General features: G+C 67.3%; 24 protein-coding genes and 2 riboswitches. Of the genes, 15 read left to right on the top strand and 9 right to left on the bottom strand.

The features are described from left to right. The first annotated feature begins 130 nt into the window (after positions 1 to 130). The gene (locus tag ACZLIF_RS18445; protein WP_128987720.1) at positions 131 to 601 is read left to right on the top strand and encodes a hypothetical protein; all 471 of its coding nucleotides are present in this window, start codon (positions 131 to 133) and stop codon (positions 599 to 601) included. Further along, the gene (locus ACZLIF_RS18440; RefSeq protein ID WP_128987721.1) at positions 594 to 1322 is read left to right on the top strand and encodes a Fic family protein; all 729 of its coding nucleotides are present in this window, start codon (positions 594 to 596) and stop codon (positions 1320 to 1322) included. The genes ACZLIF_RS18445 and ACZLIF_RS18440 overlap by 8 nt, the downstream gene beginning before the upstream one ends. 32 nt (positions 1323 to 1354) lie before the next feature. Here the strand turns inward: ACZLIF_RS18440 and ACZLIF_RS18435 are convergent, their stop codons facing one another. Continuing rightward, positions 1355 to 2512 carry a serine hydrolase domain-containing protein gene (locus tag ACZLIF_RS18435; protein WP_128987722.1) on the bottom strand — a complete coding sequence of 386 codons (1158 nt, stop codon included), beginning with the start codon at positions 2510 to 2512 and terminating at the stop codon, positions 1355 to 1357. A gap of 166 nt (positions 2513 to 2678) precedes the next feature. On the opposite strand from ACZLIF_RS18435, the gene ACZLIF_RS18430 reads away from it, so the two are divergent. Further along, the gene (locus ACZLIF_RS18430) at positions 2679 to 3179 is read left to right on the top strand and encodes a MarR family winged helix-turn-helix transcriptional regulator (protein ID WP_128987723.1); all 501 of its coding nucleotides are present in this window, start codon (positions 2679 to 2681) and stop codon (positions 3177 to 3179) included. Then, positions 3176 to 3910, top strand: a complete 735-nt coding sequence (locus ACZLIF_RS18425; protein WP_128987724.1) for a DNA alkylation repair protein — start codon at positions 3176 to 3178, stop codon at positions 3908 to 3910. Before ACZLIF_RS18430 ends, ACZLIF_RS18425 begins: the two co-directional genes overlap by 4 nt. A gap of 59 nt (positions 3911 to 3969) precedes the next feature. Here the strand turns inward: ACZLIF_RS18425 and ACZLIF_RS18420 are convergent, their stop codons facing one another. Beyond that, positions 3970 to 4326 (bottom strand): hypothetical protein, encoded by a 357-nt coding sequence (locus tag ACZLIF_RS18420; protein ID WP_065174435.1) that lies wholly within the window; start codon positions 4324 to 4326, stop codon positions 3970 to 3972. Positions 4327 to 4835: 509 nt separating this feature from the next. On the opposite strand from ACZLIF_RS18420, the gene ACZLIF_RS18415 reads away from it, so the two are divergent. The 3 genes from ACZLIF_RS18415 (at position 4836) to ACZLIF_RS18405 (ending at position 7586) form a co-directional block, all read left to right on the top strand. Further along, complete coding sequence (locus tag ACZLIF_RS18415) at positions 4836 to 5096, top strand: hypothetical protein (protein WP_128987725.1); 261 nt, start codon at positions 4836 to 4838, stop codon at positions 5094 to 5096. Between the two features lie 257 nt (positions 5097 to 5353). Further along, positions 5354 to 6427, top strand: coding sequence for a 3-deoxy-7-phosphoheptulonate synthase (locus tag ACZLIF_RS18410; protein ID WP_053515727.1), 1074 nt, complete (start codon positions 5354 to 5356; stop codon positions 6425 to 6427). Between the two features lie 112 nt (positions 6428 to 6539). Continuing rightward, positions 6540 to 7586: a hypothetical protein gene (locus ACZLIF_RS18405; protein ID WP_164972335.1), complete on the top strand. Its 1047-nt coding sequence runs from the start codon at positions 6540 to 6542 to the stop codon at positions 7584 to 7586. 66 nt (positions 7587 to 7652) lie between these two features. Here the strand turns inward: ACZLIF_RS18405 and ACZLIF_RS18400 are convergent, their stop codons facing one another. Continuing rightward, positions 7653 to 8270 carry a trimeric intracellular cation channel family protein gene (locus tag ACZLIF_RS18400; RefSeq protein WP_053515730.1) on the bottom strand — a complete coding sequence of 206 codons (618 nt, stop codon included), beginning with the start codon at positions 8268 to 8270 and terminating at the stop codon, positions 7653 to 7655. 82 nt (positions 8271 to 8352) lie between these two features. Beyond that, positions 8353 to 8458: riboswitch (glycine riboswitch) on the bottom strand. Positions 8459 to 8471: 13 nt separating this feature from the next. Further along, a riboswitch (glycine riboswitch) is annotated at positions 8472 to 8561 on the bottom strand. A gap of 39 nt (positions 8562 to 8600) precedes the next feature. Here ACZLIF_RS18400 and ACZLIF_RS18395 point away from each other — a divergent pair. After that, positions 8601 to 8876, top strand: coding sequence for a GIY-YIG nuclease family protein (locus ACZLIF_RS18395; RefSeq protein ID WP_053515731.1), 276 nt, complete (start codon positions 8601 to 8603; stop codon positions 8874 to 8876). 67 nt (positions 8877 to 8943) lie between these two features. Here ACZLIF_RS18395 and ACZLIF_RS18390 read toward each other — a convergent pair whose 3' ends face one another. Beyond that, positions 8944 to 10224 carry an NAD(P)/FAD-dependent oxidoreductase gene (locus ACZLIF_RS18390; protein WP_065174438.1) on the bottom strand — a complete coding sequence of 427 codons (1281 nt, stop codon included), beginning with the start codon at positions 10222 to 10224 and terminating at the stop codon, positions 8944 to 8946. Between the two features lie 119 nt (positions 10225 to 10343). Between ACZLIF_RS18390 and ACZLIF_RS18385 the strand changes: the two genes are divergently transcribed. After that, the gene (locus tag ACZLIF_RS18385; protein WP_128987727.1) at positions 10344 to 11138 is read left to right on the top strand and encodes an NYN domain-containing protein; all 795 of its coding nucleotides are present in this window, start codon (positions 10344 to 10346) and stop codon (positions 11136 to 11138) included. 106 nt (positions 11139 to 11244) lie between these two features. Further along, complete coding sequence (locus ACZLIF_RS18380) at positions 11245 to 11865, top strand: glutathione S-transferase family protein (protein WP_053515737.1); 621 nt, start codon at positions 11245 to 11247, stop codon at positions 11863 to 11865. Between the two features lie 59 nt (positions 11866 to 11924). Here ACZLIF_RS18380 and ACZLIF_RS18375 read toward each other — a convergent pair whose 3' ends face one another. Further along, the gene (locus ACZLIF_RS18375; RefSeq protein WP_111186295.1) at positions 11925 to 14102 is read right to left on the bottom strand and encodes a primosomal protein N'; all 2178 of its coding nucleotides are present in this window, start codon (positions 14100 to 14102) and stop codon (positions 11925 to 11927) included. A 413-nt stretch (positions 14103 to 14515) separates the two neighbouring features. Here ACZLIF_RS18375 and ACZLIF_RS18370 point away from each other — a divergent pair, with 413 nt between their 5' ends. The 4 genes from ACZLIF_RS18370 to sppA all read left to right on the top strand — a co-directional run bounded on the left by ACZLIF_RS18370 (position 14516) and on the right by sppA (position 19607). After that, entirely contained in the window at positions 14516 to 15523 is a 1008-nt protein-coding gene (locus ACZLIF_RS18370; RefSeq protein ID WP_128987728.1) for a hypothetical protein, read from the top strand. After that, positions 15516 to 16085, top strand: a complete 570-nt coding sequence (locus tag ACZLIF_RS18365) for a DUF3106 domain-containing protein (RefSeq protein ID WP_053515743.1) — start codon at positions 15516 to 15518, stop codon at positions 16083 to 16085. Before ACZLIF_RS18370 ends, ACZLIF_RS18365 begins: the two co-directional genes overlap by 8 nt. 125 nt (positions 16086 to 16210) lie before the next feature. Then, positions 16211 to 17575: an MATE family efflux transporter gene (locus tag ACZLIF_RS18360; RefSeq protein ID WP_053515745.1), complete on the top strand. Its 1365-nt coding sequence runs from the start codon at positions 16211 to 16213 to the stop codon at positions 17573 to 17575. 109 nt (positions 17576 to 17684) lie between these two features. Continuing rightward, positions 17685 to 19607: a signal peptide peptidase SppA gene (sppA, locus tag ACZLIF_RS18355; RefSeq protein WP_128987729.1), complete on the top strand. Its 1923-nt coding sequence runs from the start codon at positions 17685 to 17687 to the stop codon at positions 19605 to 19607. A 99-nt stretch (positions 19608 to 19706) separates the two neighbouring features. Here sppA and ACZLIF_RS18350 read toward each other — a convergent pair whose 3' ends face one another. Continuing rightward, positions 19707 to 19919 (bottom strand): hypothetical protein, encoded by a 213-nt coding sequence (locus ACZLIF_RS18350; RefSeq protein WP_128987730.1) that lies wholly within the window; start codon positions 19917 to 19919, stop codon positions 19707 to 19709. Positions 19920 to 20030: 111 nt separating this feature from the next. Between ACZLIF_RS18350 and ACZLIF_RS18345 the strand changes: the two genes are divergently transcribed. Next, a complete protein-coding gene (locus tag ACZLIF_RS18345; RefSeq protein ID WP_065181584.1) occupies positions 20031 to 20807 on the top strand; it encodes an SDR family oxidoreductase in 777 nt (258 codons plus the stop codon). Positions 20808 to 20845: 38 nt separating this feature from the next. Here the strand turns inward: ACZLIF_RS18345 and ACZLIF_RS18340 are convergent, their stop codons facing one another. The 3 genes from ACZLIF_RS18340 to tsaC are packed head-to-tail and all read right to left on the bottom strand — an operon-like array spanning position 20846 to position 22915. After that, positions 20846 to 21568, bottom strand: a complete 723-nt coding sequence (locus tag ACZLIF_RS18340; RefSeq protein ID WP_111186263.1) for a hypothetical protein — start codon at positions 21566 to 21568, stop codon at positions 20846 to 20848. A gap of 25 nt (positions 21569 to 21593) precedes the next feature. Further along, positions 21594 to 22268 carry a DUF4124 domain-containing protein gene (locus tag ACZLIF_RS18335; protein ID WP_128987731.1) on the bottom strand — a complete coding sequence of 225 codons (675 nt, stop codon included), beginning with the start codon at positions 22266 to 22268 and terminating at the stop codon, positions 21594 to 21596. A 56-nt stretch (positions 22269 to 22324) separates the two neighbouring features. Beyond that, positions 22325 to 22915, bottom strand: a complete 591-nt coding sequence (gene tsaC / locus ACZLIF_RS18330) for an L-threonylcarbamoyladenylate synthase type 1 TsaC (protein WP_080375246.1) — start codon at positions 22913 to 22915, stop codon at positions 22325 to 22327. Positions 22916 to 23014 lie beyond the last annotated feature (99 nt).

The raw sequence follows: 23014 nt of genomic DNA, 5'->3' as shown, positions 1-23014 counted from the left end.
CCGATGAAGTGAAAAACCCCGCCGCAAGGCGGGGTTTTTTTTGTGGGCGGCTGGGGGCAGGCCGGACGCCTGGATGATGCTTAAGTTATTGATACATGGCGCCTTAATTCGGATGTGCTAGCATGGTTACATGGATATCAAGGGCCGGATCCTGCGCCAGATTGACCCTGCTAGGCCGGGGGTTTTCTTGCGTTCCGAGTTCAATGATCTGGGTGGACGTACGCAGGTCACTGAAGCCTTGCGGGCCTTGGTTGAGAGCCACCAGCTTGAGCGTCTTGAGCGCGGTATCTATGCGCATCCGGGCACTGTGGCGCGGCTCGGACGCGCTGGTCTTCTGGCAACGAAAGAGCATGGCTCGGCGCGCGGCAACGTTGTTACGGCGATTACCAAATTGGCGCGTCGGCTCGCCAAACGTGAAGGCGTACAGTACGCGGCGCGTTACATGGATAGCTGGGCCAGTGCAGTGACATCACTGGCGGGCGACACCGTGCAGAGTGATGACACCGATGATCTGCTGGTCGCATTGACCCGCGAGGACAAGCTCTCCGGTCAGGAAATGGTAAAGCTGGTGATGGCGCATCACAGGCTCAAAGGTGTTTGATCCGTTCGGTGACTATGAGGCGGTGGGATACCTGCGAAATCATGCAGGCGAGAAAGACCTTGAGTTGATCAAGATCGCGGAGCATCAATTGTTTCGCGCTCAGCTGCCCAAGGCCTTGAAGTATCTCGAGCAAGCTGCGCATATCGACTATGCCGCCTTCCTCAGGGTCCATCAGATTCTGTTCGAAGGCCTGTATCCGTGGGCGGGAATGGACCGCGCAACGGTCGCGCCAGACAAGCACGTAACCAAGGGGCACGTTCACTTCTGTCATCCATTCGAGTCCCAGCGGGCAGTGGTGCATGCGCTACATCTGGCGCAGGAGAAGGGGCGGATCGCTGATGCACCGGGTCTCATCATGGGATTGTTCGCATACGCCCATCCCTTTCTCGATGGCAATGGGCGCGCGATGCTGCTGGTGCACGCAGAGCTCTGTCATCGCGCCGGGTTTTCAGTGAACTGGACTGCTACCCGGAAAGATTCCTATCTCGCCGCATTGACTGCGGAAATCGAGTCGCCGGACCAAGGGCATCTTGACGGATACCTGCGGCCCTATATTGGCCCGCAACTCGATCGTCATGTGTGGTCCCAACGTATCGATGGGCTCCGCGGATTGGATGGAGTACGCACAGGTGAAGACCGGGTTGCAGCGTATGAAGATCCAGCTGTCGCTGCTGGGTACGACGCGTTCGATCAAGCCCGCAATTACCACATTCCGGAGTAGTGGCCCCCGCCGCGAGGTGGGGATCTTTGTCGTCATCTGACAAAGCTCTTGTTGCCGTATTCCCATTCCCACGGCACCCCCGTCTCGCCCAGCACGAAGCGCACCAGTGCCGGAAAGGCCGCTTCGGCGCGCACATCGTTGCCCAGGATCACCACGCAGCGTTGGCCTTGCTCGACGCACACCAGCGTGTTGCCCACCGCATCGTCATGTCCGCCCTTGTAGAAGCCTGCGCCTTGTGCACCGGTGAATGTCACCACGCCCAGTCCCGCAGCCAGGTTTCTGCGCCGCTGCGCCACCGGCAGTTCCGGCTGCAGCGTCGGGAACTGGCTGGCGGTGGTGATCGGCAGCTGCGGCCGCACCAGCTCCCGGCGCATCGATGCCGACAGCCCCTGGCCACTGACATAGCCGGCCGCGAAATTGCCCATGTCGGCGATGGTCGTGTCCATCGAACCGGCGGCACGCACGCGGCTGCGTTCATCGTGCGGTTCCGTCGTGCCTTCGGCGGTCCAGCCGTCGGCCAGATTCGTGGCGAAATCCTCGCGCCACATCATGCTGGTGCGGGGCATGCCGAAGCGGTCGAATACGCGCTGCTGCATGAGCGTACCCACGTCCTGGCCCAGCCCGCGCTCCAGCACGAACTGCAGCAGGATCAGGCCTTCGCCGGAATAGCCATAGCGGCTGCCCGGATCGAAGTGGAATTTCAGTTTTCCGTCCGGCTCCAGGAATGCAAAGTTGGCAAAGCCGCTGGCATGGTTGAGCAGCAGGCGCGGGGTCAGCCGGCGCCAACGTTCGTCGCCGGCCAGCACGGTGTAATCGGCGTACTTCTTCGGCTCGGCCGGATAGTCCGGTAGCGGTCTGTCCAGCGCGCTGGCGATGCTGGCATCCAGATCGATCACCTTGTCCTGTGCAAGCTGCGCGATCAGGTGGCCGAAGGCCATCTTGGTCAGCGATGCCGCATACATCACCGTGTCGGTCTGCAGCGGTTCGCCGGCAGCGTTGCGCTCGCCATAGGCGGCGACGTGCACGACCTTGCCACCGTCGACGACGGCCACTGCCATCCCGCGGGCGTGGGCGACCTGCATCAGGCGCTTGGCTTCGGCATCGATCCGGGCCGGGGAGGGCACGGGAGGGGGAGCGGCCATTACGGCGGCGGGGAACAGCGTCAGCAACAGCAGGACGGCACGGCGCATGCGTGGAACTCCTGGCGGGACGTGGCGCGATGCTACCGCAGCTTCGGCTGCTTGCAGCCCCCTGCGCGAGGAGTGCGCCCGGCCGGGCCCGGCGGCAGGCCCCGTAGGTGTTGCGCTCCATCCCGTCATGAATATGATTAGGCACCTAAACATATTGGAAATCACCGTGCTTGAGGCAAAACATGGCGCCCTTCTGGATGAGGCCCGGCGACGTGGCCACGCCAATGTCGCCCTCCTGCATCTGTGCTTCCAGCTGCTGTCGCTGTCCTCGGCGATCGATCGCGACTGCGCCAGCCGGCTGGCACCGCACGGGCTCAGTGAGGGCCGCTTCATCGTGCTGTTCCTGCTGCACGGTGCCGGCGGCACACTGTCGCCGCATGCGCTGGCCGAGCGCGCCGGCGTCACCCGCGCCACCATCAGCGGCCTGCTCGATGGCCTGCAGCGCGAAGGTCTGCTGCAGCGGCGCAGCGATGCGGACGATGGTCGTCGCCTGCAGATCGTGCTGACCGCGCAGGGCAAGCGCCTGGCCGAAGACCTCTTCAATCAGCACACGCAGTGGATCGCGGGCCTGTTCAACGGCCTGGACACTGCCGAGCAGGTGCAGCTCTCACAGCTGCTGGCCAAGGTGTGGCAGCACACCGGCGGCGGACGGAAGGACCTGCAGTGAGCGCAGCGATCAGCCCGGCGCGAAAGCATCAGCTGGATACCGGGGCAGCCGCCAGCACGCATCTGGCGGAATGTCTGGCCGTGGACTTCGCGGTGTTGCTGCAGACCGTTGCGGTGCTGCCGGAGACTGCCATTCAATGCATGCGCGATGCCGCCAGCAAAGGCATTACCCAGCGCATGATTCTGGCGGCAACGCTGTTGCGTGAGGCCAGGCAGGGTGATCCTGCACAGTGGCAGTCGCATGCATCCGACACCGTGCGCGGCTGGGCCTGCTACCTGATCGGTGGCGATGCCACCGCCTCCCTGCCGGTGAAGCTGGAGAAGATGCGCCCGTTGGCCGATGATCCGCATTTCGGCGTGCGCGAATGGGCGTGGCTGGCGCTGCGCACCGACATCGTTGCCGGGCCACTGCTGGCGCTTGAATGCCTGCAGCCGTGGACGCAGGAACCGTCCGCGCATCTGCGCCGGTTTGCCTGTGAAGCACTGCGTCCCCGTGGCGTCTGGGCGGCGCACATCGCTCTTTTCAAGCAGCATCCCGAACACGCGCATTCGCTGCTGGAGGCACTGGCTGATGATCCCGAACGCTATGTGCAGGATTCCGTCGGCAACTGGCTCAACGATGCCGGGAAGACCCAGCCGCAGTGGCTGCGTGACCTGTGCACACGCTGGCAACGCGAGCGCGACAGCCCTGCCAACGCCTACATCCGCAGGCGCGCACTGCGTTCACTGTGATCCGGCGGGTGCCGGCCCATGACCGGGCCATCGGGCCCGGTCACATTGCGCGGACGCGGCTAGTGGGGCTGCAGGCGTTCGGCCGCATGCGTGGCCAGCCCCAGGGATGCCAGCATCAACCCTTCCATCACCCGGTCGCTCACGTGATGTTCGGGCGCGGCATTCTGGCGGCAGCGTTCGGCGGCCAGCAGCACCTCCTGCACGATGCGCAGGCCGGCCAGTGCGCCATCGGCATCGGCCAGCATCATGCGTCGGCCGTTCGCTGGATGGCGCTCGGGCCAGGGTTGGCCATCGGCGGCCGCACCGCTGCCGATGCGTTGCAGGTGGGCGACCAGACCGTTGGGATCGAACGGCGCCTGATCGGCATTGGCCGGATCGGGGTGGGCACCGGGGAAGGGAACGTGTGGTGTGTTCATGGCGTGTGCTCCGTACAGGACAGACGACACCGCCACCGGAAGAGGTGGCGGACGGTACGTGGCGGCAAAGACCGGGTCACTGATCCGGCGGGCGCAAGCGCCCCCCCGCACCGCCCGCCATGGAACGCGGACGGATTGCCAGCCGGCGCCGCCCAAGGCGACGCCGGCTGACAAACGCGAACTTCAGTGACACACGGGCTTTGCCGACCCGGCCACCCTTTTCCGGTGGCAAACCATCTTGAGCACATGTCCGCGTGGGATGCCAAGGCAGTACGCGACACGTCATGGAGACGGAGGAAGTATCGCATATGCCGTTGCCCGTATAACCGCGCATTGAGCGCCTGCAGGCCCCTCCCGGCCGGAGGGTGAGAAGCCTGGAAGGAAGATCTCAACGCGGTGGCACCATCGGTCCAGTCGCGACACCATCGATCCGCACATCGGCACATGCGCCGGTCATCCGGACGCGGTAAACAGTGCATTGCCCACGTCCACCCGCAGGGAAGTCGATCATGCAGAGCACGCTCCAGGTCACGCTGTTCGGCCCTCCCGGCGACACCCCGGCGTTGCAGTTGCCGGATGTGGACGGGCCCTCGGTGGCGATACCGGAATCGACCCTGCGGCGGCTGGTCTCCGATCTCTACACGGCGCGGTCCCTGCTCAACCCCGAGCAGCTGGAGGACGCGAGGCGGGAGCTGGACCAGGTGCTGGAGCGCTGGGCCGATATCCACGAGGGCCTGCTGCTGGACGTGGAAGTGCATGGCAGCCGCTAGATCGCCGTGCTGCTGAACCGCTTCCCCAGTTGCGGATGAAACATTTTGTGCTGCGCAGAAGCTGTGCTATCAATACATCCCATGAACGCAGCCGCTACCCGCTTTTACTGGTATTACTTTCCGAAGCCACTGGCGGAGGAAGGACTGCGCTCACCCTGAAGAAAGCTTCAGACGCATTCCCGAAAGCCGCCAGCGAACCTGGCGGCTTTTTTCATGCCGCCTCGCTGGGGACCCCCAACGTACCGGAGACCTCCCCCATGCCCCCCCATACCGACGACCTGCGCATCCGCACCATCGAACCGCTCACACCGCCTGCCCAGCTGCTGGCGATGCTGCCGTGTGACGATGAAGCCTCCGACACCGTCAGTGCTTCGCGCGCGGCCCTGCACCAGATCCTGCATGGCCGCGACGATCGCCTGGCGGTCGTGGTCGGCCCGTGTTCGATCCACGATCCGAATGCGGCCATCGAGTACGCACAGCGCCTGAAGCCTCTGCGCGACGCGCTGGCCGGCGAGCTCGAGATCGTCATGCGCGTGTACTTCGAGAAGCCGCGCACCACGGTGGGCTGGAAGGGCCTGATCAATGACCCGGACCTGGACGGCAGCTTCCGGATCGACAAGGGCCTGCGCATTGCCCGCGGCCTGCTGCGCGACATCAACAAGCTGGGCCTGCCGGCCGGCGTTGAATTCCTCGACGTGATCTCGCCGCAGTACATCGCCGACCTGGTGGCATGGGGCGCGATCGGCGCACGCACCACCGAAAGCCAGGTGCACCGCGAACTGGCCTCCGGCCTGTCGTGCCCGGTGGGCTTCAAGAACGGCACCGATGGCAACGTCAAGATCGCGGCCGATGCGGTCGGCGCGGCCTCCAACCCGCATCACTTCCTGTCGGTGACCAAGCAGGGCGGCACCGCCATCGTTTCGACCACCGGCAACCCGGATTGCCATGTGATCCTGCGCGGCGGCAAGCAGCCGAACTATGACGCGGCCAGCGTGGCCGATGCCTGCCAGGCACTGGCCAAGGCCAGGCTGCCGACGCGGCTGATGATCGATGCCAGCCATGCCAACAGCCTGAAAAACCCGGAAAACCAGCCGAAGGTGATCGAAGACATCGCCGTTCAGCTGGAGGACGGCGAACAGCGCATCGTGGGCGTGATGATCGAGAGCCATCTGGTGGGAGGCCGGCAGGAACTGGTGGAAGGCCAGCCGCTGGTCTACGGACAGAGCATCACCGATGGCTGCATCGACTGGGACACCACGGTGACGGTGCTGGAGCGACTGGCTGCGGCCGTGCGCGCCCGTCGCGAAGTGACGGTGTCAGAAGCCGCCTGAGCGCGGCATGTGTGTGGATGGCGGCCTGCGCCTGCGGGGGTGCGGCCGCGATCAGGGCCGGTCGGAGTTGGAGACCGGCCCGTCCGCACCGGCGATGCGCCTGGCGCTGCGCATGAGCGACAGCGCCAGGTCCATCGCCGGGGTGGTGCGAACCCCGACCATTCACGATGCGGTTGACGCGGTAGATCCACGCCATGCGTGGATAGGGGCAGGCCACGGCACGATTTCGGAAGAATTGCATGGAACCTGCTTGCGGCTTGGGCCGAAGATCGGGGCCTCGCCTGGCTGGACCCCGCCGATGTACGTTTTCCCCGACGACAGCCCGCTGGGGCCAGAATGCCGATCAGTTTCCGGAGAGGCCGCAACGGCCCTCGTTCGCTTGAAGGGCGGCCCGATTGCCGATGATGCGATCTCCGTCATCGAGGACTGGTTTGAACCCTCGTCTCCCGCGACGACGGCAAGTCTGCTGGCGGAGCTTGATGAAAGAATCGAGCTTTACCGCAACGAAGGAGACCAGGCACTTCTGCGTACGACGTTGAAGGCCAGGGCGATGATCGCGGCCTCTGCCGACCAACCGAGCGATGATCGTGAGTCCCCCTCTTCGTACAAGGTGGTGCCTGCGGCGTCCCTCGTTGGCGACTGGCGCTCGGACTGGGAAACGGACTGCGTGATCGTTGACGGAGATCTGAGCGTAGAAGGCACGCTGGTGCTCAATGATCTGGGCGAGATGCGGTGTGTGATCGTCCTGGGCAGTCTCAGCGCCCGCAATCTTGACTGTGGTGGTTATGTCTTCGTACGCGACGATCTTGTGTGTGAGCATCTCCACGCGTGCTCACTAAATGATGGGATTTTGGCCGTAGGTGGCGATCTGACTGTTCAGACTTTCCTCGAGACGGGGACTTACACCCAAGTGGCGGGGCACCTGAGCGCTAGCTACCTCGGCAGCACCCACAACTCCATTGAAGTGGAGGGCAAAGTGAACTGTCCAGGCTTCGAAAGACGATCTGATAGCGACTACTTGTGCGAATGGATCGATCCTGCGTTGCTGGAAGCCCACGATTCCGACAGCGGTTGGGGATGCGAACCCCAACTGTATCCGTCGGATGACTATCCAGAGCGGATACGCGCGGGGGGCAGCCCTATGAAGTTCAGGCTCTAGATCCACGCTATGCGTGGATACCGCTCTTCTGTAGCGCCGGGCCATGCCCGGCGAACACGCCATCGTTCAATGCACTTCGTCGTGATACACGAACTTCGGCATTTCCCAGCGGTAATGGATCGCCAGCAGGCGCAGGGCGAAGCCGCCCGCCAGGCAGCACAGGATGGCCGTGGCATCGGACACGTTCCAGTGCAGCAGCAGCAGATAGGCGGCGCCGGTCAGCAGCGCGATGATCGCGTACAGCTCCTTCTGGAAGATCAGGGGCACTTCGTTGCACAGAATGTCGCGCAGCACGCCGCCGAACGCGCCGGTCAGCATGCCGGCGATCAGCACGATCGGCGTGGCATGACCGGCCTCGCGTGCGATCGAGCAACCGATCAGGGTGAAGGCGATCAGGCCCAGGCCGTCGAGCACCAGGAAGGTGCGGCGGAAGTGGTGCATCCAGCGTGCGACCCAGGTGGCGATCAGCGCCGCGCACACGGTGAAGCCGAGGTACTCGGGATGTTTGACCCAGCCCAGCGGATAGTGGCCAAGCAGGATGTCGCGCAGTGAACCACCGCCGAGCGCGGTAACGCAGGCGATCATGACCACGCCGAACAGATCCATGCGGCGGCGTCCCGCGGACAGTGCGCCGGTCATGGCTTCGGCGGAAATGGCAATCAGGTAGATGATGGACAGCAACATGGAACAGGCTCCGGACGCGGTGGGGCCGGCCATGCGCGGACGCCGCCATTGCCTGCGCAATGACGGGATGACGATGACCGGTGCCGCTCCCGCTGTCCTTTTGCCTGAGAGTTCAGCGGCGTAGGCCGCGTGCCCCTTCGGCGGATCGTACCGGGCATGCCCGGTGACCTCTCTCCAGCTCGGCGAGTCGAATGCATGGTTGGTGGGATTCCAGCCCACCGGCCTGAGCGATCATGGGAGCCTGCGCCTTCGGCGGGCGCCAGCGCGGCGCCTCTCTCCTGCATTCGCGCGCAGTATATCCGCTGCGGTGCAGCACGGCATAATCCCGGCATGGCCCCGTCCCACCGCCCGTGGTTCCTGTACCTGCTCGAATGCCGCGATGGCAGCTACTACGCTGGCATCAGCACCGACGTGGACGCGCGTTTCGCCGCCCATCGCGCCGGTACGGGGGCGCGCTACACCCGGGCCCGCCCGCCGCTGCGCATCCTGGCCGTGCGCGAGTACCCGGACCGCTCCGCCGCCTCGCGCGCCGAATGGCAGCTCAAACAGCTGCCGCGCGAGCGCAAGCTGGCGTGGTTGCAGGCATTGGATTCCGCATCTTTGTAGCGCCGTGCCCAACGTGGGATCAGATCCCTTTCCGCAGGAAAGGGATCTGACCCCTTGCAGACCTGCGCTACCGTTTCGGCCGGCGGTCATCCTGGTCATCGCCGAAGATGATGCGTGCGCTGCGCTGGTAGCTCCAATACGCCACCGCCCAGTTCAGCAGCACCACGATGCGGTTGCGGAAGCCGATCAGGAAGAACACGTGCGCGGCCAGCCAGAACCACCAGGCCAGCACGCCCGACAGCTGCAGGCGCCCCAGGTGCACGATGGCGGCCATGCGGCCGATGGTGGCCAGGTTGCCGTAGTCCGCGTACTTGAAGGGCCCGGGCTCCGGCCTGCCGTGCAGGCGTGCACGGATGACCTCGGCCACGTACTTGCCCATCTGCTTGGCCGCGGGCGCCACGCCGGGCACGGGCTTGCCGTTGGCCTGGTTCACCGCGGCCAGATCGCCGGCCACGAACAGTTCCGGATGCCCGGGCAGGGTCAGGTCCGGCTGCACCTGCACGCGCCCGGCACGGTCCAGTGGCACGTCCAGCGTGCGCGCCAGCGGCGAGGCGGCCACGCCGGCCGCCCACACCACGGTGCGCGCCGGCACGAACTGGTCACCCAGCGTGAAGCCCTGGCTGTCGATGTTGCTCACCGGCGTTCCGGTCAGCACTTCCACACCCAGCTTTTCCAGCTGCCGGCGCGCCTTCAGCGAGAGCACTTCCGGGAACGAGGACAGCACGCGTGGACCGGCTTCCACCAGGCGCACCTTGGCGCTGGCCGGATCGATGTGGCGGAATTCATTGCGCAGCGTATGGCGCGCAATCTCGGCCAGGGTGCCCGCCAGTTCGACGCCGGTCGGGCCGCCGCCGACGACGGCAAAGCTGAGCCATGCCGCCTTCCTGGCCGGGTCCGGTTCGGCTTCGGCGCGCTCGAACGCCAGCAGCAGCTTGCGGCGCAGGGCAATGGCATCGTCGAGGGTCTTCAGGCCGGGCGCATCATCGGCCCACTGGTCGTTGCCGAAGTAGGCGTGAGTGGCGCCGGTAGCCAGCAGCAGACTGTCGTAGTCCAGCGTGCTGCCGTCGGCCAGCCGCACCTGGCGGAGCTGCCTGTCGATGGCCACGACCTCACCGAGCCGCACTTCCACGTTGCGCTGGTGGCCGAGGATGTGGCGCAGCGGTGCGGCGATGTCCGGCGCTGACAGGCCTGCAGTGGCGACCTGGTACAGCAGCGGCTGGAACAGGTGATGGTTGCGGCGGTCGACCAGGGTGATGCGGATGCGTTCGCGTGCCAGCGCACGGGTGGCCCAGAGGCCGGCAAAACCGCCGCCGACAACGACCAGGTGGGGAACGCGCTCACGACTCATCGACTCACTCCAGGGGGCATGGGGAACCGTCCGGCATCTTCGCACGGCGGCGGCCTGTCACGTCAGCGTGCGCGCGGATCGGCGATACTCGGATTCAGGCAACCGCCAGCGAGAGGCCCATGAGCGAACCGGAAAAGCGCATCGCCCTGTTGATCGACGCCGACAACGCGCCCGCATCGAAGATCGACGAAGTGCTGGCGGAGGTGGCCCGCTACGGCGTGGCCAATGTCCGCCGTGCCTACGGTAACTGGAAGAGCCCACGGCTGAAAGGCTGGGAGGCGGTGCTGCACGAGTACGCGATCCGGCCCATCCAGCAGTTCGCCTACAGCAAGGGCAAGAACGCCTCGGACATGGCCATGGTGATCGATGCGATGGACCTGCTGTACGCGCGCAACCTCGACGGCTTCGCCATCGTCTCCAGCGATGCTGATTTCACTCCAATGGTGATGCGCCTGTTGACCGACGGGGTGAAGGTGTATGGCTTCGGCGAAAAGAAGACGCCGGAACCCTTCGTCAATGCCTGTTCCAAATTCACCTATCTGGAAGCACTGGGCCAGGCCCATGCCAGCGTGCCGGAAGTGGAACAGGGCACGGCAGAGCCGGGAGCCATCGAGCCGGCCATCGGTGAAACGGGCAGCGGCGACGAAGTGCGCCCGCGCAAGAGCGGCGCGGAAATGCGCAGCGATACACGTCTGGTGAAGATGCTGCGCCGCGCTGTGTCCGCCGCGGAAGGCGAGGACGGCTGGTCGCACCTCGGGCCGGTGGGCAGCCAGATCGCCAACCAGGCCTCGTTCGATTCGCGCAACTATGGCTATGGAAAGCTGAGTGATCTGCTGGCGGCGATCGGTCTGTTCGAACTGAAGAAGGATGGCAAGTCGTCCTACGTGCGCGCGCTGCCGAAGAAGAACCGGTAGCGCCGGGCCATGCCCGGCCGACGCCCCCGCGCATCATTCCGCACGCCCACATGTACACCGATCAGGCGTATCGTTGCCGCTCGCATTGCCCGCAAGGAATACCCGCATGTTGAAGATCTGGGGCCGTCGCAATTCCAGCAACGTCCGCAAGGTGCTGTGGTGTGCCGAAGAGATCGGCCTGCCCTACGAGTCCATCGAAGTGGGCGGCAGCCACGGTGGCACACAGACGCCGGAATACCTGGCGATGAACCCCAACAGCCTGGTGCCGGTGATCGAGGACCACGGCCTGCCGCTGTGGGAGTCCAACGCCATCGTGCGCTACCTGAGCGCGCGCTACGCGCTGGGGACACTGTACGCCGAGGATCCGATGGAACGCGCACAGGCCGAGAAGTGGATGGACTGGAGCACCTCGCGGATGGCGCCGCTGTACAGCGATCTGATCTGGGGCATCATGCGCACCGCGCCGGCAGATCGCGACGAATCGCGCATCAATGCCGCCATCGTGCGCGCCGCCGATTACCTGGCGATGGCCGATGCGACGCTGGCCACGCAGCCGTGGCTGTCGGGCGCGACATTCGCGATGGGCGACATCCCGTTGGGTTCACTGGTGTACGCCTGGTATGAACTGCCGATCCAGCGTCCGGACCTGCCCCACCTGGCCGAGTGGTACGCACGCCTGCGTGAGCGACCCGCTTACCAGCGCGGCGTGATGTCACCGCTGACGTAAGCGGGAATCGCGCGCGGTAACGGTAGCGCCGGGCCATGCCCGGCGGATTCTGCTTGCATTCAATACAGATCCGTCGGATCCACATCCAGCGACCAGCGCACCTTGCGGGCTTCCGGCAAGGCATACAGCTGTGGTACCAGCTGCGCCAGCACGCCGTGCAGAGGCGGGCGCTGTGCCGATGAGAGCAGCAGCTGCGTGCGCTGGTAGCCGGCCCGGCGCGGCATCGGTGCCGGCATCGGTCCGTACGCCTCCACCAGCGCCTGTTCGCCCAGCAGTCGCCGTGCAGCCAGCAGGAACGCGTTGGCGTGCTCCACCTGCTGCGCTTCGGCACGCATCAGTGCCAGATGCGCGAAGGGCGGGAAGCCGGCGGCCTGCCGCTGGTTCAGTTCGGCCTGTGCGAACGGGTGGTAGCCGCCGTTGACCAGCGTCTCCAGCAGGGGATGACCCGGATGGTGGGTCTGCAGCCACACCTCGCCCGGATCGCGGGCGCGCCCGGCGCGGCCGGCGACCTGGATCAACTGCTGCGCGAGTTTCTCGCTGGCGCGGAAATCGGCCGAGAACAGGCCCTCGTCGATGCCGACCACCACCACCAGCGTGAGTCTGGGCAGATCGTGGCCCTTGGCCAGGATCTGCGTGCCGACCAGGATGCCGGCCTGGTCCCCCAGCTTGGCCAGCTGCTGTTCCAGCGCATCGCGGCGGGCGGTGGTGCCGCGGTCGATGCGCACCACCGGGTACTCGGCGAAGGCGGCGGTGAGGTGCTCCTCCAGCCGCTCGGTGCCGATTCCCTGTGGCTGCAGGGCCAGGCTGCCGCAGGCGGGGCAGGCCAGTGGCGCCGGTTGCCGCGCACCGCAGTGATGGCACTGCAGGCGACGGCCGCCGCCATGCACGGTCATCGGCGCATCACAGCGCTGGCAAGGCGCCGTCCAGCCGCAGTCATGGCACAGCAGTACCGGTGCGTAACCACGCCGGTTCTTGAACACCAGCACCTGCTGGCCGCGCTGCAGGTGCTCGCCGATGCCGGCCAGCACTTCGGCCGAGAGACCGTCCTGCAGGGGACGCTTGCGCACATCCAGGATGCGCACGCGTGGCGGCCGCGCGTCGCCGGCGCGCTGCTTCAGGCGCAGGTGCAGGTAACGACCGGCATAGGCGTTGTGCAGGGTTTCCAGCGACGGTGTCGCGCTGCCCAGCAGCACCGGAACCCCCAGCGCCTTGGCACGCACCAGGGCGAAATCGCGCGCGTGGTAGCGGATGCCGTCCTGCTGCTTGTAGCTGCCGTCATGTTCCTCGTCCACGATCAGCAGGCCGGCCTGCGGCAGCGGCGTGAACACCGCCGAGCGGGTGCCGACGATCACCCGCGCTTCGCCGCGCGAGGCGGCGGCCCAGACGCGCGCGCGCTCGTTGTCATTCAATCCCGAATGCAGCGCATGCACGGCGATGCCCAGGCGGCCGCGGAAACGCGCCAGGGTCTGCGGCGTCAGTCCGATTTCGGGCACCAGCACCAGCGCCTGCCGGCCTTGGGCCAGGCAGTGGATGATCGCCTGCAGGTAGACCTCGGTCTTGCCGCTGCCGGTCACCCCATCGAGCAGGAAGGGCTGGAACCCCTCCGCGGCGTTGATCGCGGCAACGGCTTCGGCCTGGTCCGGATTGAGGGTCGGGCCGGGCAGCGGTTGCGCGTGCTGTGGCGCCACGCTCAGTGCAACGCGCTCGGCCAGTGCGCGCTTGCCGAGACTGCGCGCCGCGCTGCGCCAGTCCTCCATGCGCGCCCCCAGCACGTCCTCGTCCACGACGGCATCGGCCAGCAGTTCCGCCAACTGCCGCGGGCGGCTGCCTGCGCGCAGCGTGCCGCGCTGCGCGTGGCCCGCGGCGGTCAGCTGCCAGCCCCAATGGTGGGTGTCGGGCAGGGCTTCGCCGTGCCGCAGCGGCCCCGGCAGGGCCGTGCTCAGCACTTCGCCCAGCGGCGCGTGGGTGTATCGGGCCAGCCATTGCAGGCTCTGCCACAGTTCGCCCTGCAGCAGGGGCGCGGGGTCGCACCACGCGAGCGCCTGACGCAGGCCCTGGCCGTCGTCGGCCTGGCCGTGGCCGGCCACCACGCCGATGAGTTCGCGGTTGCCGAACGGCACCTTCACCCGGCAGCCGACCGCCACGTCCGGGGCATCGCCCTGCGGCGACAGATAGTCGAACAGGCGGGGCAGGGGGACGGGCAGGGCGACCTGCAGGGTCGGAATCGGGTCGAGCATCGGGGCAGTGTAACGGGCCGTGTGCACCCGCATGCCGCCCGGAAGGCCCACACGGGGGACGTCGCCGAATCATAAATGTCACCTAAATATCGGTGTCCATTGGAGATTCAGTCTTATCCACACGTTCTGTGGATAACACTGTGCGTTACCGGTCAACGGCTGCGCAGGACGCCGATGGCGACGGCCTCGCCCTTGGGTTGGTCAAAAAATCGCCATACTTTAAAATGTATTAAAATCAATATGTTATATGTGAAACATTGCTGAAACAGAGTGAATTCAGCGAGATGTCGCGGTTTTGCCGGGCGCCAGCGTGGTGCTGTGCACAACCTGCAGCATGAAGTGCCCACGGACGCAAGTCCTGCCGGGCGCCGATGGCCTGCCGCTATCATGCCGGCAGACCTCTGGAGTGACCGATGACCGCTGTGCCCGCCCCTGTTTCCTCGACCGCGGCCGGTGCGCTGTCGGCGTTTCTGCGTGGCGTAGAGCGCCGTGCCCTGGTAGTGGCGGAGCTGCAATGCGGCGACCCGGCCCGGGCCGAGCAGACCCTGGTGGCGGTGATGCGCGCCTTCTCGGCCGTTGCCAGCGATCTGCCGATGGCACAGTGGCCGACCCGCTTCTGGACCCTGCTGGGGCAGCGGCAGGCACTGCGCGAGCCGGCCCCGGGCCAGTGGCCGCCGGCACTCGCCGCACTGGGCGGCATGGCACCGCTGCCACGGCTGGCCCTGCTGCTGCGGGTGGGCGGCAGCCTGGATGAGAACATCGCCACGCGGGTACTCGATCGTGATGAGGCCGGCTACCAGCAGCTGCTGGCCGATGCCTGCCCGCGTGATGCCCAGGGTCAGCCGGATGCCGTTGCCTGGCGCGGCCTGGCCGAACAGGTGCAGCAGCGCATCCGCGACCTGCCGGCGCAGCGGCTGCAGCAGCTGCAGCAGCCGGCAGCTGCCACCAGCAGCAATCCGCAGGCGCCGACGTCCAGCTGGAGGGCACCGCAGCGCGATGAACGGAGCGCTGCCAGCCCCCGGCGCCGGCGCCCCGATGCCCGACCGCGCTGGCGCGGGCCGGCGATCCTGCTGCTGACGGTGGCAGTACTGCTGGCAGCCGCTCTGGGCTGGCGCCATTGGAGCGGTCGGTCGCTGGTGAGCGATGCGCCGCTGCCGGAGGGGGTGGTTGCCGAGGCCGGCCCGGTCACGGTCGAGGCGCTGCCGCCGAGCACGGTCGCTGCCACGCCGCAGGCGGACAGCGCCCCGGCCAGCGATGACGCAGCAATGCTGGCCGACCGCGATTATCCGTTGCTGGCCGAGGCCGATCTGTATGCCTGGACGGCCGCCGGTGGTCCGCTGCCGGTGGACGAGTCGCAGACCAAGCCGAGCCGGCCAGAGCCGGCCAGCGCAGTGCTGGAAACCGCCGCCGCCGATGAATAAGTCCGTGATCACCAGCCTGCTGCTGGCCATCCCGTTGTCGCTGTCCGCAACGCCCCAGACCCTGAATGTTCCACTGCCACCCGCGCCGGCGGCCACGCCCGCGGTCCCGCCATCGGCGGCACCCACCGCGTTCGTCCAGCTCGACGCGCAGCAGCAGCGGCAGCGCCGCGCCGACTACGCCGCTTGGCGCGCGCTGCCGGAAAGCGAGCGCGAACGCATCCGTCAGGCGGCCACGCGGTTCGCCGCACTGCCGGCCGCACAGCAGGAGCGCCTGCGCTCGCAATTCCAGGCACAGGACCAGGCGTTCCGCGATGGCTGGCGGCTGGGGCCGCAACTGGGCGTGGAGTTTCCCAAGCTGCATGGGCTGTTCGGCTTCCTGCCACCGCAGCAGCGCGACAGTGCACTGGCCGTGCTGCACCAGCTCAGCCCGGCACAGCTGGCGCAGTTGGCGCTGGTGGCCCAGCGCACGCCGCCGCAGGAACGCGATGCGGTGCGCAGCGCGTTCCTCGCCGTACCTGCTGCGGAACGAGACGCCTGGCTCAAGCGCCAGGCCGGCCAGTAAGCGCGCGGTCAAACCCAGCGTTCACGCCATGTCATGGGAATGAACGCACCGCGCGCGTAAGATGACGGCCCGCAACCCGGTGCCTGTGCCCTTCGCGCGCAACCGCAGTTCGCGTTCTGCATCCCATGTCCAACGCAACCTCCACGCCGCGCTTCAGCAAGGAAGTCGGCGCCACCGGTCTGCTCGCCCTGCCGCTCGTGCTCGGGCATGTCTCCACCGGCCTGATCTCCTTCGTCGACAACGTGATTGCCGGTCATCACGCCACCTCAACCCTGGCGGCCGTGACCATCGGCACGGCCCTGCTCTGGCTGCCGATGCTGATTCCGATCGGCACGCTGATCTCGCTGACCGCCTCGGTATCACAGCTGCACGGCGCCGGCCGCGAGCGCGAGATCGGTCCGCTGTTCCGGCAGGCGTTGTGGCTGGCGCTGGGCCTGGGCCTGATCATGTTCACCTTCCTCACGGTGGTGCCGCCGCTGCTGCCCGCCTTCGGCATCGCGCCGGACATCGTGCCCGGCGCAACAGCGTTCCTGCATGCGGTGCGCTGGGGCGGGCCGGCGCTGACGCTGTACTTCTGCATGCGCTATCTCAGCGAGGGCATGCACTGGACGCTGCCGACCATGTTGATCGGCTTCGGCGGCCTGGTGGTGCTGGCGCCGATGGGCTACGTGCTGGCCAACGGCAAGCTGGGCTTCCCGGAGCTGGGTGCCGAGGGCCTGGGCATCGCCTCGGCGGTGATGATGTGGTTGCAGGCAAGCGCATTTGCCCTCTATCTGTGGCGTACCCGGCGATTCGCCCATCTGCAGCTGTTCTCGCACTTCGAGTGGCCGCGCTGGAAGGCGATCTGGGACCTGCTGCGCACCGGTCTGCCGATCGGCATCACCGTGCTGATGGAAGGTGGGTTGTTCATCGTCACCGCGCTGCTGATCGGCCGCCTCGGCGCCAACGAGGCGGCAGCCCACCAGATCGCGATCAACGTGGCGCAGCTGTGCTTCATGATCCCGATGGGCGTGGCCGAGGCCACCACGGTGCGCGTGGGTCATGCAGTGGGGCGGGGTGATGGCTTCGGTGTGCGTCGTGCAGCCTGGGCCGGCTACGCGATCATCATGGGTACACAGACGTTGTCCGCGCTGGTGCTGCTGTTCGGCCACGATGCCATCGTCGGGGTGTACACCAACGATCTGGCGGTGGCCGGCCTGGCCTCCACGCTGCTGCTGTACGCGGCCACCTTCCAGTTCCCGGACGGCATCCAGGTGCTGTCGGCCGGAGCTCTGCGTGGCCTGAAGGACACCCGCGTGCCGATGTTCATCGCCATGTTCGCCTACTGGGGCCTGGGCATGCCGCTCGGCGCCGGGCTCGGCCTGGGGCTGGGCATGGGCCCGCAGGGCATGTGGATCGGCCTGATCGTCGGCCTCACTGCCGCCGCCATCCTGATGGGCTGGCGCCTGCGTCGCAGCAGCCAGCGCATCGGCCAGTCCGCGCTGTCCTGACCCTCCGCCCGTCACCCCGTGACGGGCGATCCCCTGACTTGTGTCCGATGCCGCCTCACACGGCACCGGCTATGCTGGTACCACGGCAAGAAGCCATCCGGAGCGCTCCATGAATCAACCCGTGCCCCCGCTGCCCCAGGCGCGTCGCAATCCCGTCGCCAGTTTCTTCATCGGGCTGTGGGACGTCATGAATTTCACCCGCCGGTTGATCCTCAACCTGGTGTTCTTCGGCCTGCTGTTCCTGCTGCTGGTGGTGTTCGTCATCGCCGCCGGCATGGGCGCCGGCGCCAGCAAATCGCTGCAGGACCGCACGACCCTGGTGATCGCACCGGAAGGGCGCCTGGTCGAGCAGTTCAGCGCTGATCCGGTCAGCCGCGCGCTGGCCAAGGCCGTGGGCGACAACAGCGCCGAAGAGGTCCAGCTGCGTGACCTGGTCCGGGTGATCGAGTCGGCGCGCGACGACAAGAAGATCGAGCGCGTGGTGCTGGAACTGGACAAGCTGCAGCCCTCCGGCTTCGCCTCGCTGCGTGAAGTCGCCGCCGCGCTGCAGAGCCTGCGCGCGTCCGGCAAGCAGCTGGTGGCCTACAGCGAAAGCATGGGCCAGTCGCAGTACCTGCTGGCTGCGCAGGCCGACGAGGTCTACCTGGATCCGATGGGATCGGTGGTGCTCGAGGGTCTGGGCCGCTACCGCCAGTACTTCCGCTCCGGCCTGCAGGACAAGCTGGGCGTGGACGTGCACCTGTTCAAGGTGGGCGAGTACAAGTCCGCGGCCGAGCCCTATGTGCTTGATGCTGCTTCGCCGGCGGCCAAGGAAGCCGACCTGTACTGGATGAACGACGTGTGGCAGCGCTATCTGGGCGACATCGCCAAGGCGCGCCGGCTGGATCCGGCGCAACTGGCCGCCGGCATCGATACGCTGCCCGAAGGTGTGGCGGCTGCCGGTGGCGATCTGGCCAAGTTCGCCCTGCAGCAGAAGCTGGTGACCGCGCTGAAGACCCGCGAGGAGTTCGAAGACCTGATGATCGAACGCGGCGTGGCCGATGAAGACGCTGAGGGCGGCTTCCGCAATGTCGATTTCGGTCGCTACATGGCCCTGCTCGACGCCCGCCGCAGTCCGGTGGATGCACGCCCGCAGGTGGCCGTGGTGGTGGCCGCCGGCGAGATCAGTGGCGGTGACCTGCCGGCCGGCCGCATCGGTGGTGAGTCCACGTCGGCGCTGCTGCGCGCTGCGCGCGACGACGAGCAGGTCAAGGCCGTGGTGCTGCGCGTGAATTCGCCGGGTGGCGAAGTGTTCGCCTCCGAGCAGATCCGCCGTGAAGTGGTGGCCCTGCAGGCCGCCGGCAAGCCGGTGGTGGTGTCGATGGGTGACCTGGCCGCGTCCGGTGGTTACTGGATCAGCATGAATGCCGATCGCATCTACGCCGATCCCTCGACCATCACCGGTTCGATCGGCATCTTCGGCATGATCCCGAACTTCAGCCGCGCGCTGGACAAGATCGGCGTGCATACCGATGGTGTCGGCACCACGCGCTTCGCCGGTGCGTTCGACGTCACCCGTCCGATGGATCCGGCGGTGGGCCAGGTCATCCAGACCGTCATCAACAAGGGCTACGCCGACTTCACCGGACGTGTCGCCGAAGCACGCAAGAAGCCGGTCGAGGCCATTGATGAGGTGGCCCGTGGCCGTGTCTGGAGTGGCGCGCAGGCAAAGGAACGTGGTCTGGTCGATGCCTTCGGTGGCCTGAAAGACGCCGTGTCCGACGCCGCCAGCCGCGCCAAGCTGGGCGGCGAAGACAAGTTCCGCGTGCGTTACATCGAAAAGGCCGCGACCCCGTTCGCGCAGTTCGTCAGTGGGTTTGCCGGCAGCCGTACTGGTGCCTGGATGCTGTCCGATTCGGGCGTGGCGCGGATGATGCTGGCGCGCACGATGCCGGAAGTGGATACCCAGCTGCGTTTCGTCGAGAACGCCGCACGCGAGAAGGGTAACGGTGCTCCGGTAAAGACCCTGGCGTACTGCTTCTGCGGGTTCTGACCCACGGCCAGCCACGCGGGGCGTGGATTCACGGAAAACGCCCGGCCCCTGGCCGGGCGTTTTCGTTCGGGCGCTCCGCTGACGGCGCCATCGCTGCGATCAGCGCGCTGCGTCGGCCTCCGCGCTGCGCTCGCGCTCGGCGCCATCATCGACCGTCTTCTGCACGGCGCGCGCGCGATCGATCGGTTGCTTGGCTGCACGGGCCAGGGCCTGGGGCTCCGGTGGCCGTTCCGGGTCCGGTGCCGGTGGGCGTTGGCAGCCGGCCAGCAATACAGTCGCCGACAGCAGTACGGACAGGATCAGGATGCGCATGGTGGCTCTCCACGACGGGCGTGCGGCCAGTGTGGCACCGCCGGCAGGGGCGTGCCGTGAGCGCGTATCCTTTCTGCATCGGAACACAGCGGGCGCAGCCCGGGAGGACACATGACCCAGCAACGGTGGCGACTGGACGGGCAGACCGCACTGATCACCGGCGCCAGCGCCGGCATCGGCCTGGCCATCGCGCGTGAACTGGCCGGCTTCGGTGCCGACCTGATGATTGTCGGGCGCGACATCGACGCGCTGGAAACCGCGCGCGACGAGCTGGCCGACGCCTATCCCGACCAGCAGGTGCGCGCGCTTGCCGCCGACGTCTCCGACGACGAGGATCGCCGGCAGATCCTGGACTGGGTCGAGGACCATGCCGATGGCCTGCACGTGCTGGTCAACAATGCGGGTGGCAACATCACCCGCGCCGCCATCGACTATACCGAGGACGAGTGGCGCGGCATCTTCGAGACCAATCTGTTCTCGGCGTTTGAACTGTCGCGCTATGCGCATCCGCTGCTGGCACGTCACGCCTCGTCGGCCATCGTCAACGTCGGCAGCGTCTCCGGCCTGACCCATGTGCGCAGTGGCGTGGTGTACGGCATGAGCAAGGCGGCGATGCATCAGATGACCCGCAACCTGGCCGTGGAATGGGCCGAGGACGGCATCCGCGTGAACGCGGTGGCGCCGTGGTACATCCGCACGCGCCGCACCTCCGGGCCGTTGTCCGACCCTGACTACTACGAGGAAGTCATCGATCGCACGCCGATGCGCCGCATCGGTGAGCCGGAGGAAGTCGCTGCGGCCGTGGGCTTCCTGTGCCTGCCGGCGGCGAGTTATGTCACCGGCGAATGCATCGCCGTGGACGGCGGTTTCCTGCGCTACGGGTTCTGACCGTCACCGCGTTGGGCCCGCGCCACGCCGGCAGGTCCTCACCCCGGTACCGGGCAGTCGCTGGCCTCGAGCACGGCCTGCAGACGCTCGCGCTCGCTGCGCGCGGCGTCGAGGTTCTCCGGCGCGGCGAAGCGCTCGCGCCCCCGGGCGTCGCGCAGGCGCTGCTGCCAGCTGCCGCAGCGCTGGATCTCGGGAACCTCCTCGCAGCGGTCGCGTACCACTTCGCAGCTGGCGGCATTGGCCGGGGTGACACCGCCAAGACCCTGTACGTCGAGCAGCACGCAGTGCGGTGGCGCCGCCTCGTACTCGTGCAGGTAGCGGCTTCCTTCCTCGCTGCTGCACTGGAAGATCGGCGGCAGCGGTGCCCGTGGCGCGGTGTCGCTGCGGCTTGCCGGGTCCGTCCGCAGCGGCAGCGCTGCGCTGTCCAGAATGGCGTCGCCGCCGCCAGCGGGTTCAACCATGCCCGCTTCCATGATGGTGCGCGCCTGGTCGAGCCCGCGCGGCGTGTCCGCCGCTGCCGGCGGCGGCGCTGACGACGGGGCGAGCTCCATTTCCTGGCCGGCGGGCGGCTCCACGCGCGGTGCCGGAGTCGCTGATGGCTCCGGTACCCGCTGGATCTGCTGCGTGCTGCCTTCGGGGCAGGGCGTGCGCTGCAGGGTAGGAACGTCGCTGCTGCTGAATGTGCAGCGGTAGATCACCATGTCCTCGGCGAACGCGTTTGCGGGCAGCAGCGCCAGAACCAGCCAGAGTGCTTTTCTCATGCGTGCAGCCTACACGGGCAGGGGCTCAACGCCCGCAGTCGCGCGACAGGCGCGCATCGATACCGCGCTGTTCGTTGCTGATCGCGGTGCGCTCGCTCTGCAGCGCGCTGTTGTAGCGGCGGTCCAGCTCCCAGCGGCGATCGCGCAGGCGCGAACAGACTTCCTGCGGCGGCAGCGCATGGCAGGTGTCGCGGACCAGGATGTTGCCTGCCGGCACCTGCACGCCGACGCCGACCGCAGGTGGCCGGTAGATCGGCGGACCTCCGGCCGATGCGCCCGTGGCCGGGCGGGGCCCGGGATGGCCTGGCCCGAAATGGCCGCGCGGCGACCAGACCGTGGTCCACAGCGGGACCCAGCGTGGATTGCCTTCGTTGCTGTCGCTGGTGTAACGCTCGCCGTCGGCGGTAACGCATTCGTACATCGGTTGCGGAGGCTGGACGTAGACGTGCCGGACCTCGCGCTCGATCACGGCCGGCGGCGTGCTGGTTGCGGGCGCGGCGTCGCTGCGCACCACCTGCGGCGCCGGATCACGCGGCCGCTGCAGGTCGCGCACTTCCTGGCGGCCGCTGCTGCACGGCGTGTCCTGCAGTGCCACGGCGCCATTGCTGCCGACACAGCGGTAGACACGCACATCGTCGCCGGCGGTGGCGGTCAATGGCAGCAGCAGGCTCAGGCAGAGGGCGGCGCGCAGCGGGCTCATGGAGGCAGCGTGCGGGATCCGGCGGAGCGGCGCAATCCGCGCGTCCACAGGGCGGCTCAGGATCGCAGGACGTTGCCGCTGAGCGCATCGCGGATCGGCGTCGGCTGGGCCAGGCCGCCGGTCGGGCCGTCCAGGATGCCGTCCAGCAGGCGCAGCAGGCGCGGATCCAGTTCCTCGCGGCTGCGTGCCGGTGGCTCGCCGGCCAGGTTGGCGCTGGTGGAGACCAGGGGCCCGCCCCACGCGTGGCACAGTGCCGCCACCAGCGGGTGGGCGCTGATGCGCACCGCGATGCCGCTGTGTTCGCCGGTGATCCAGCCTGGCGCGCGTGATCCGGCAGGAAGAATCCAGGTGTTGGCGCCGGGCCAGCTGGCCAGCACTGCACGCTGACGCTCGTCGGGCAACGCCTGCAGGCGTACCCAGCCCTCCAGCTGCGCCAGCTCGGCGGCCACCAGGATCATGCCCTTCTCGATCGGCCGCTGCTTCAGCCGCAGCACCGTGTGCACCGCCGCTTCGTGCGACGGGTCGCATCCCAGGCCCCAGACCGCTTCGGTGGGATAGGCGATCACGCCGCCGGAGCGCAGCAGGGTGACGGCAGAATCCAGGGTGAGTTCTTTCATGGTGGCGACCGGCCCGGCATGGGCCTTCATTATCCTCCCACCGCGTGCAGATGGGGTGGACCGGCGCCATCGAGGCGGCGACGGACCGGGTACTGCACTGCCTGCGCCCGACCCATGGCCGGGCGCTGT

The sequence above is a fragment of the Stenotrophomonas sp. 2201_Sma genome, assembly GCF_056486685.1.
The sequence above is the reverse complement of the archived record's forward strand: the minus strand, read 5'-3'. Positions and strand labels throughout refer to the sequence as shown.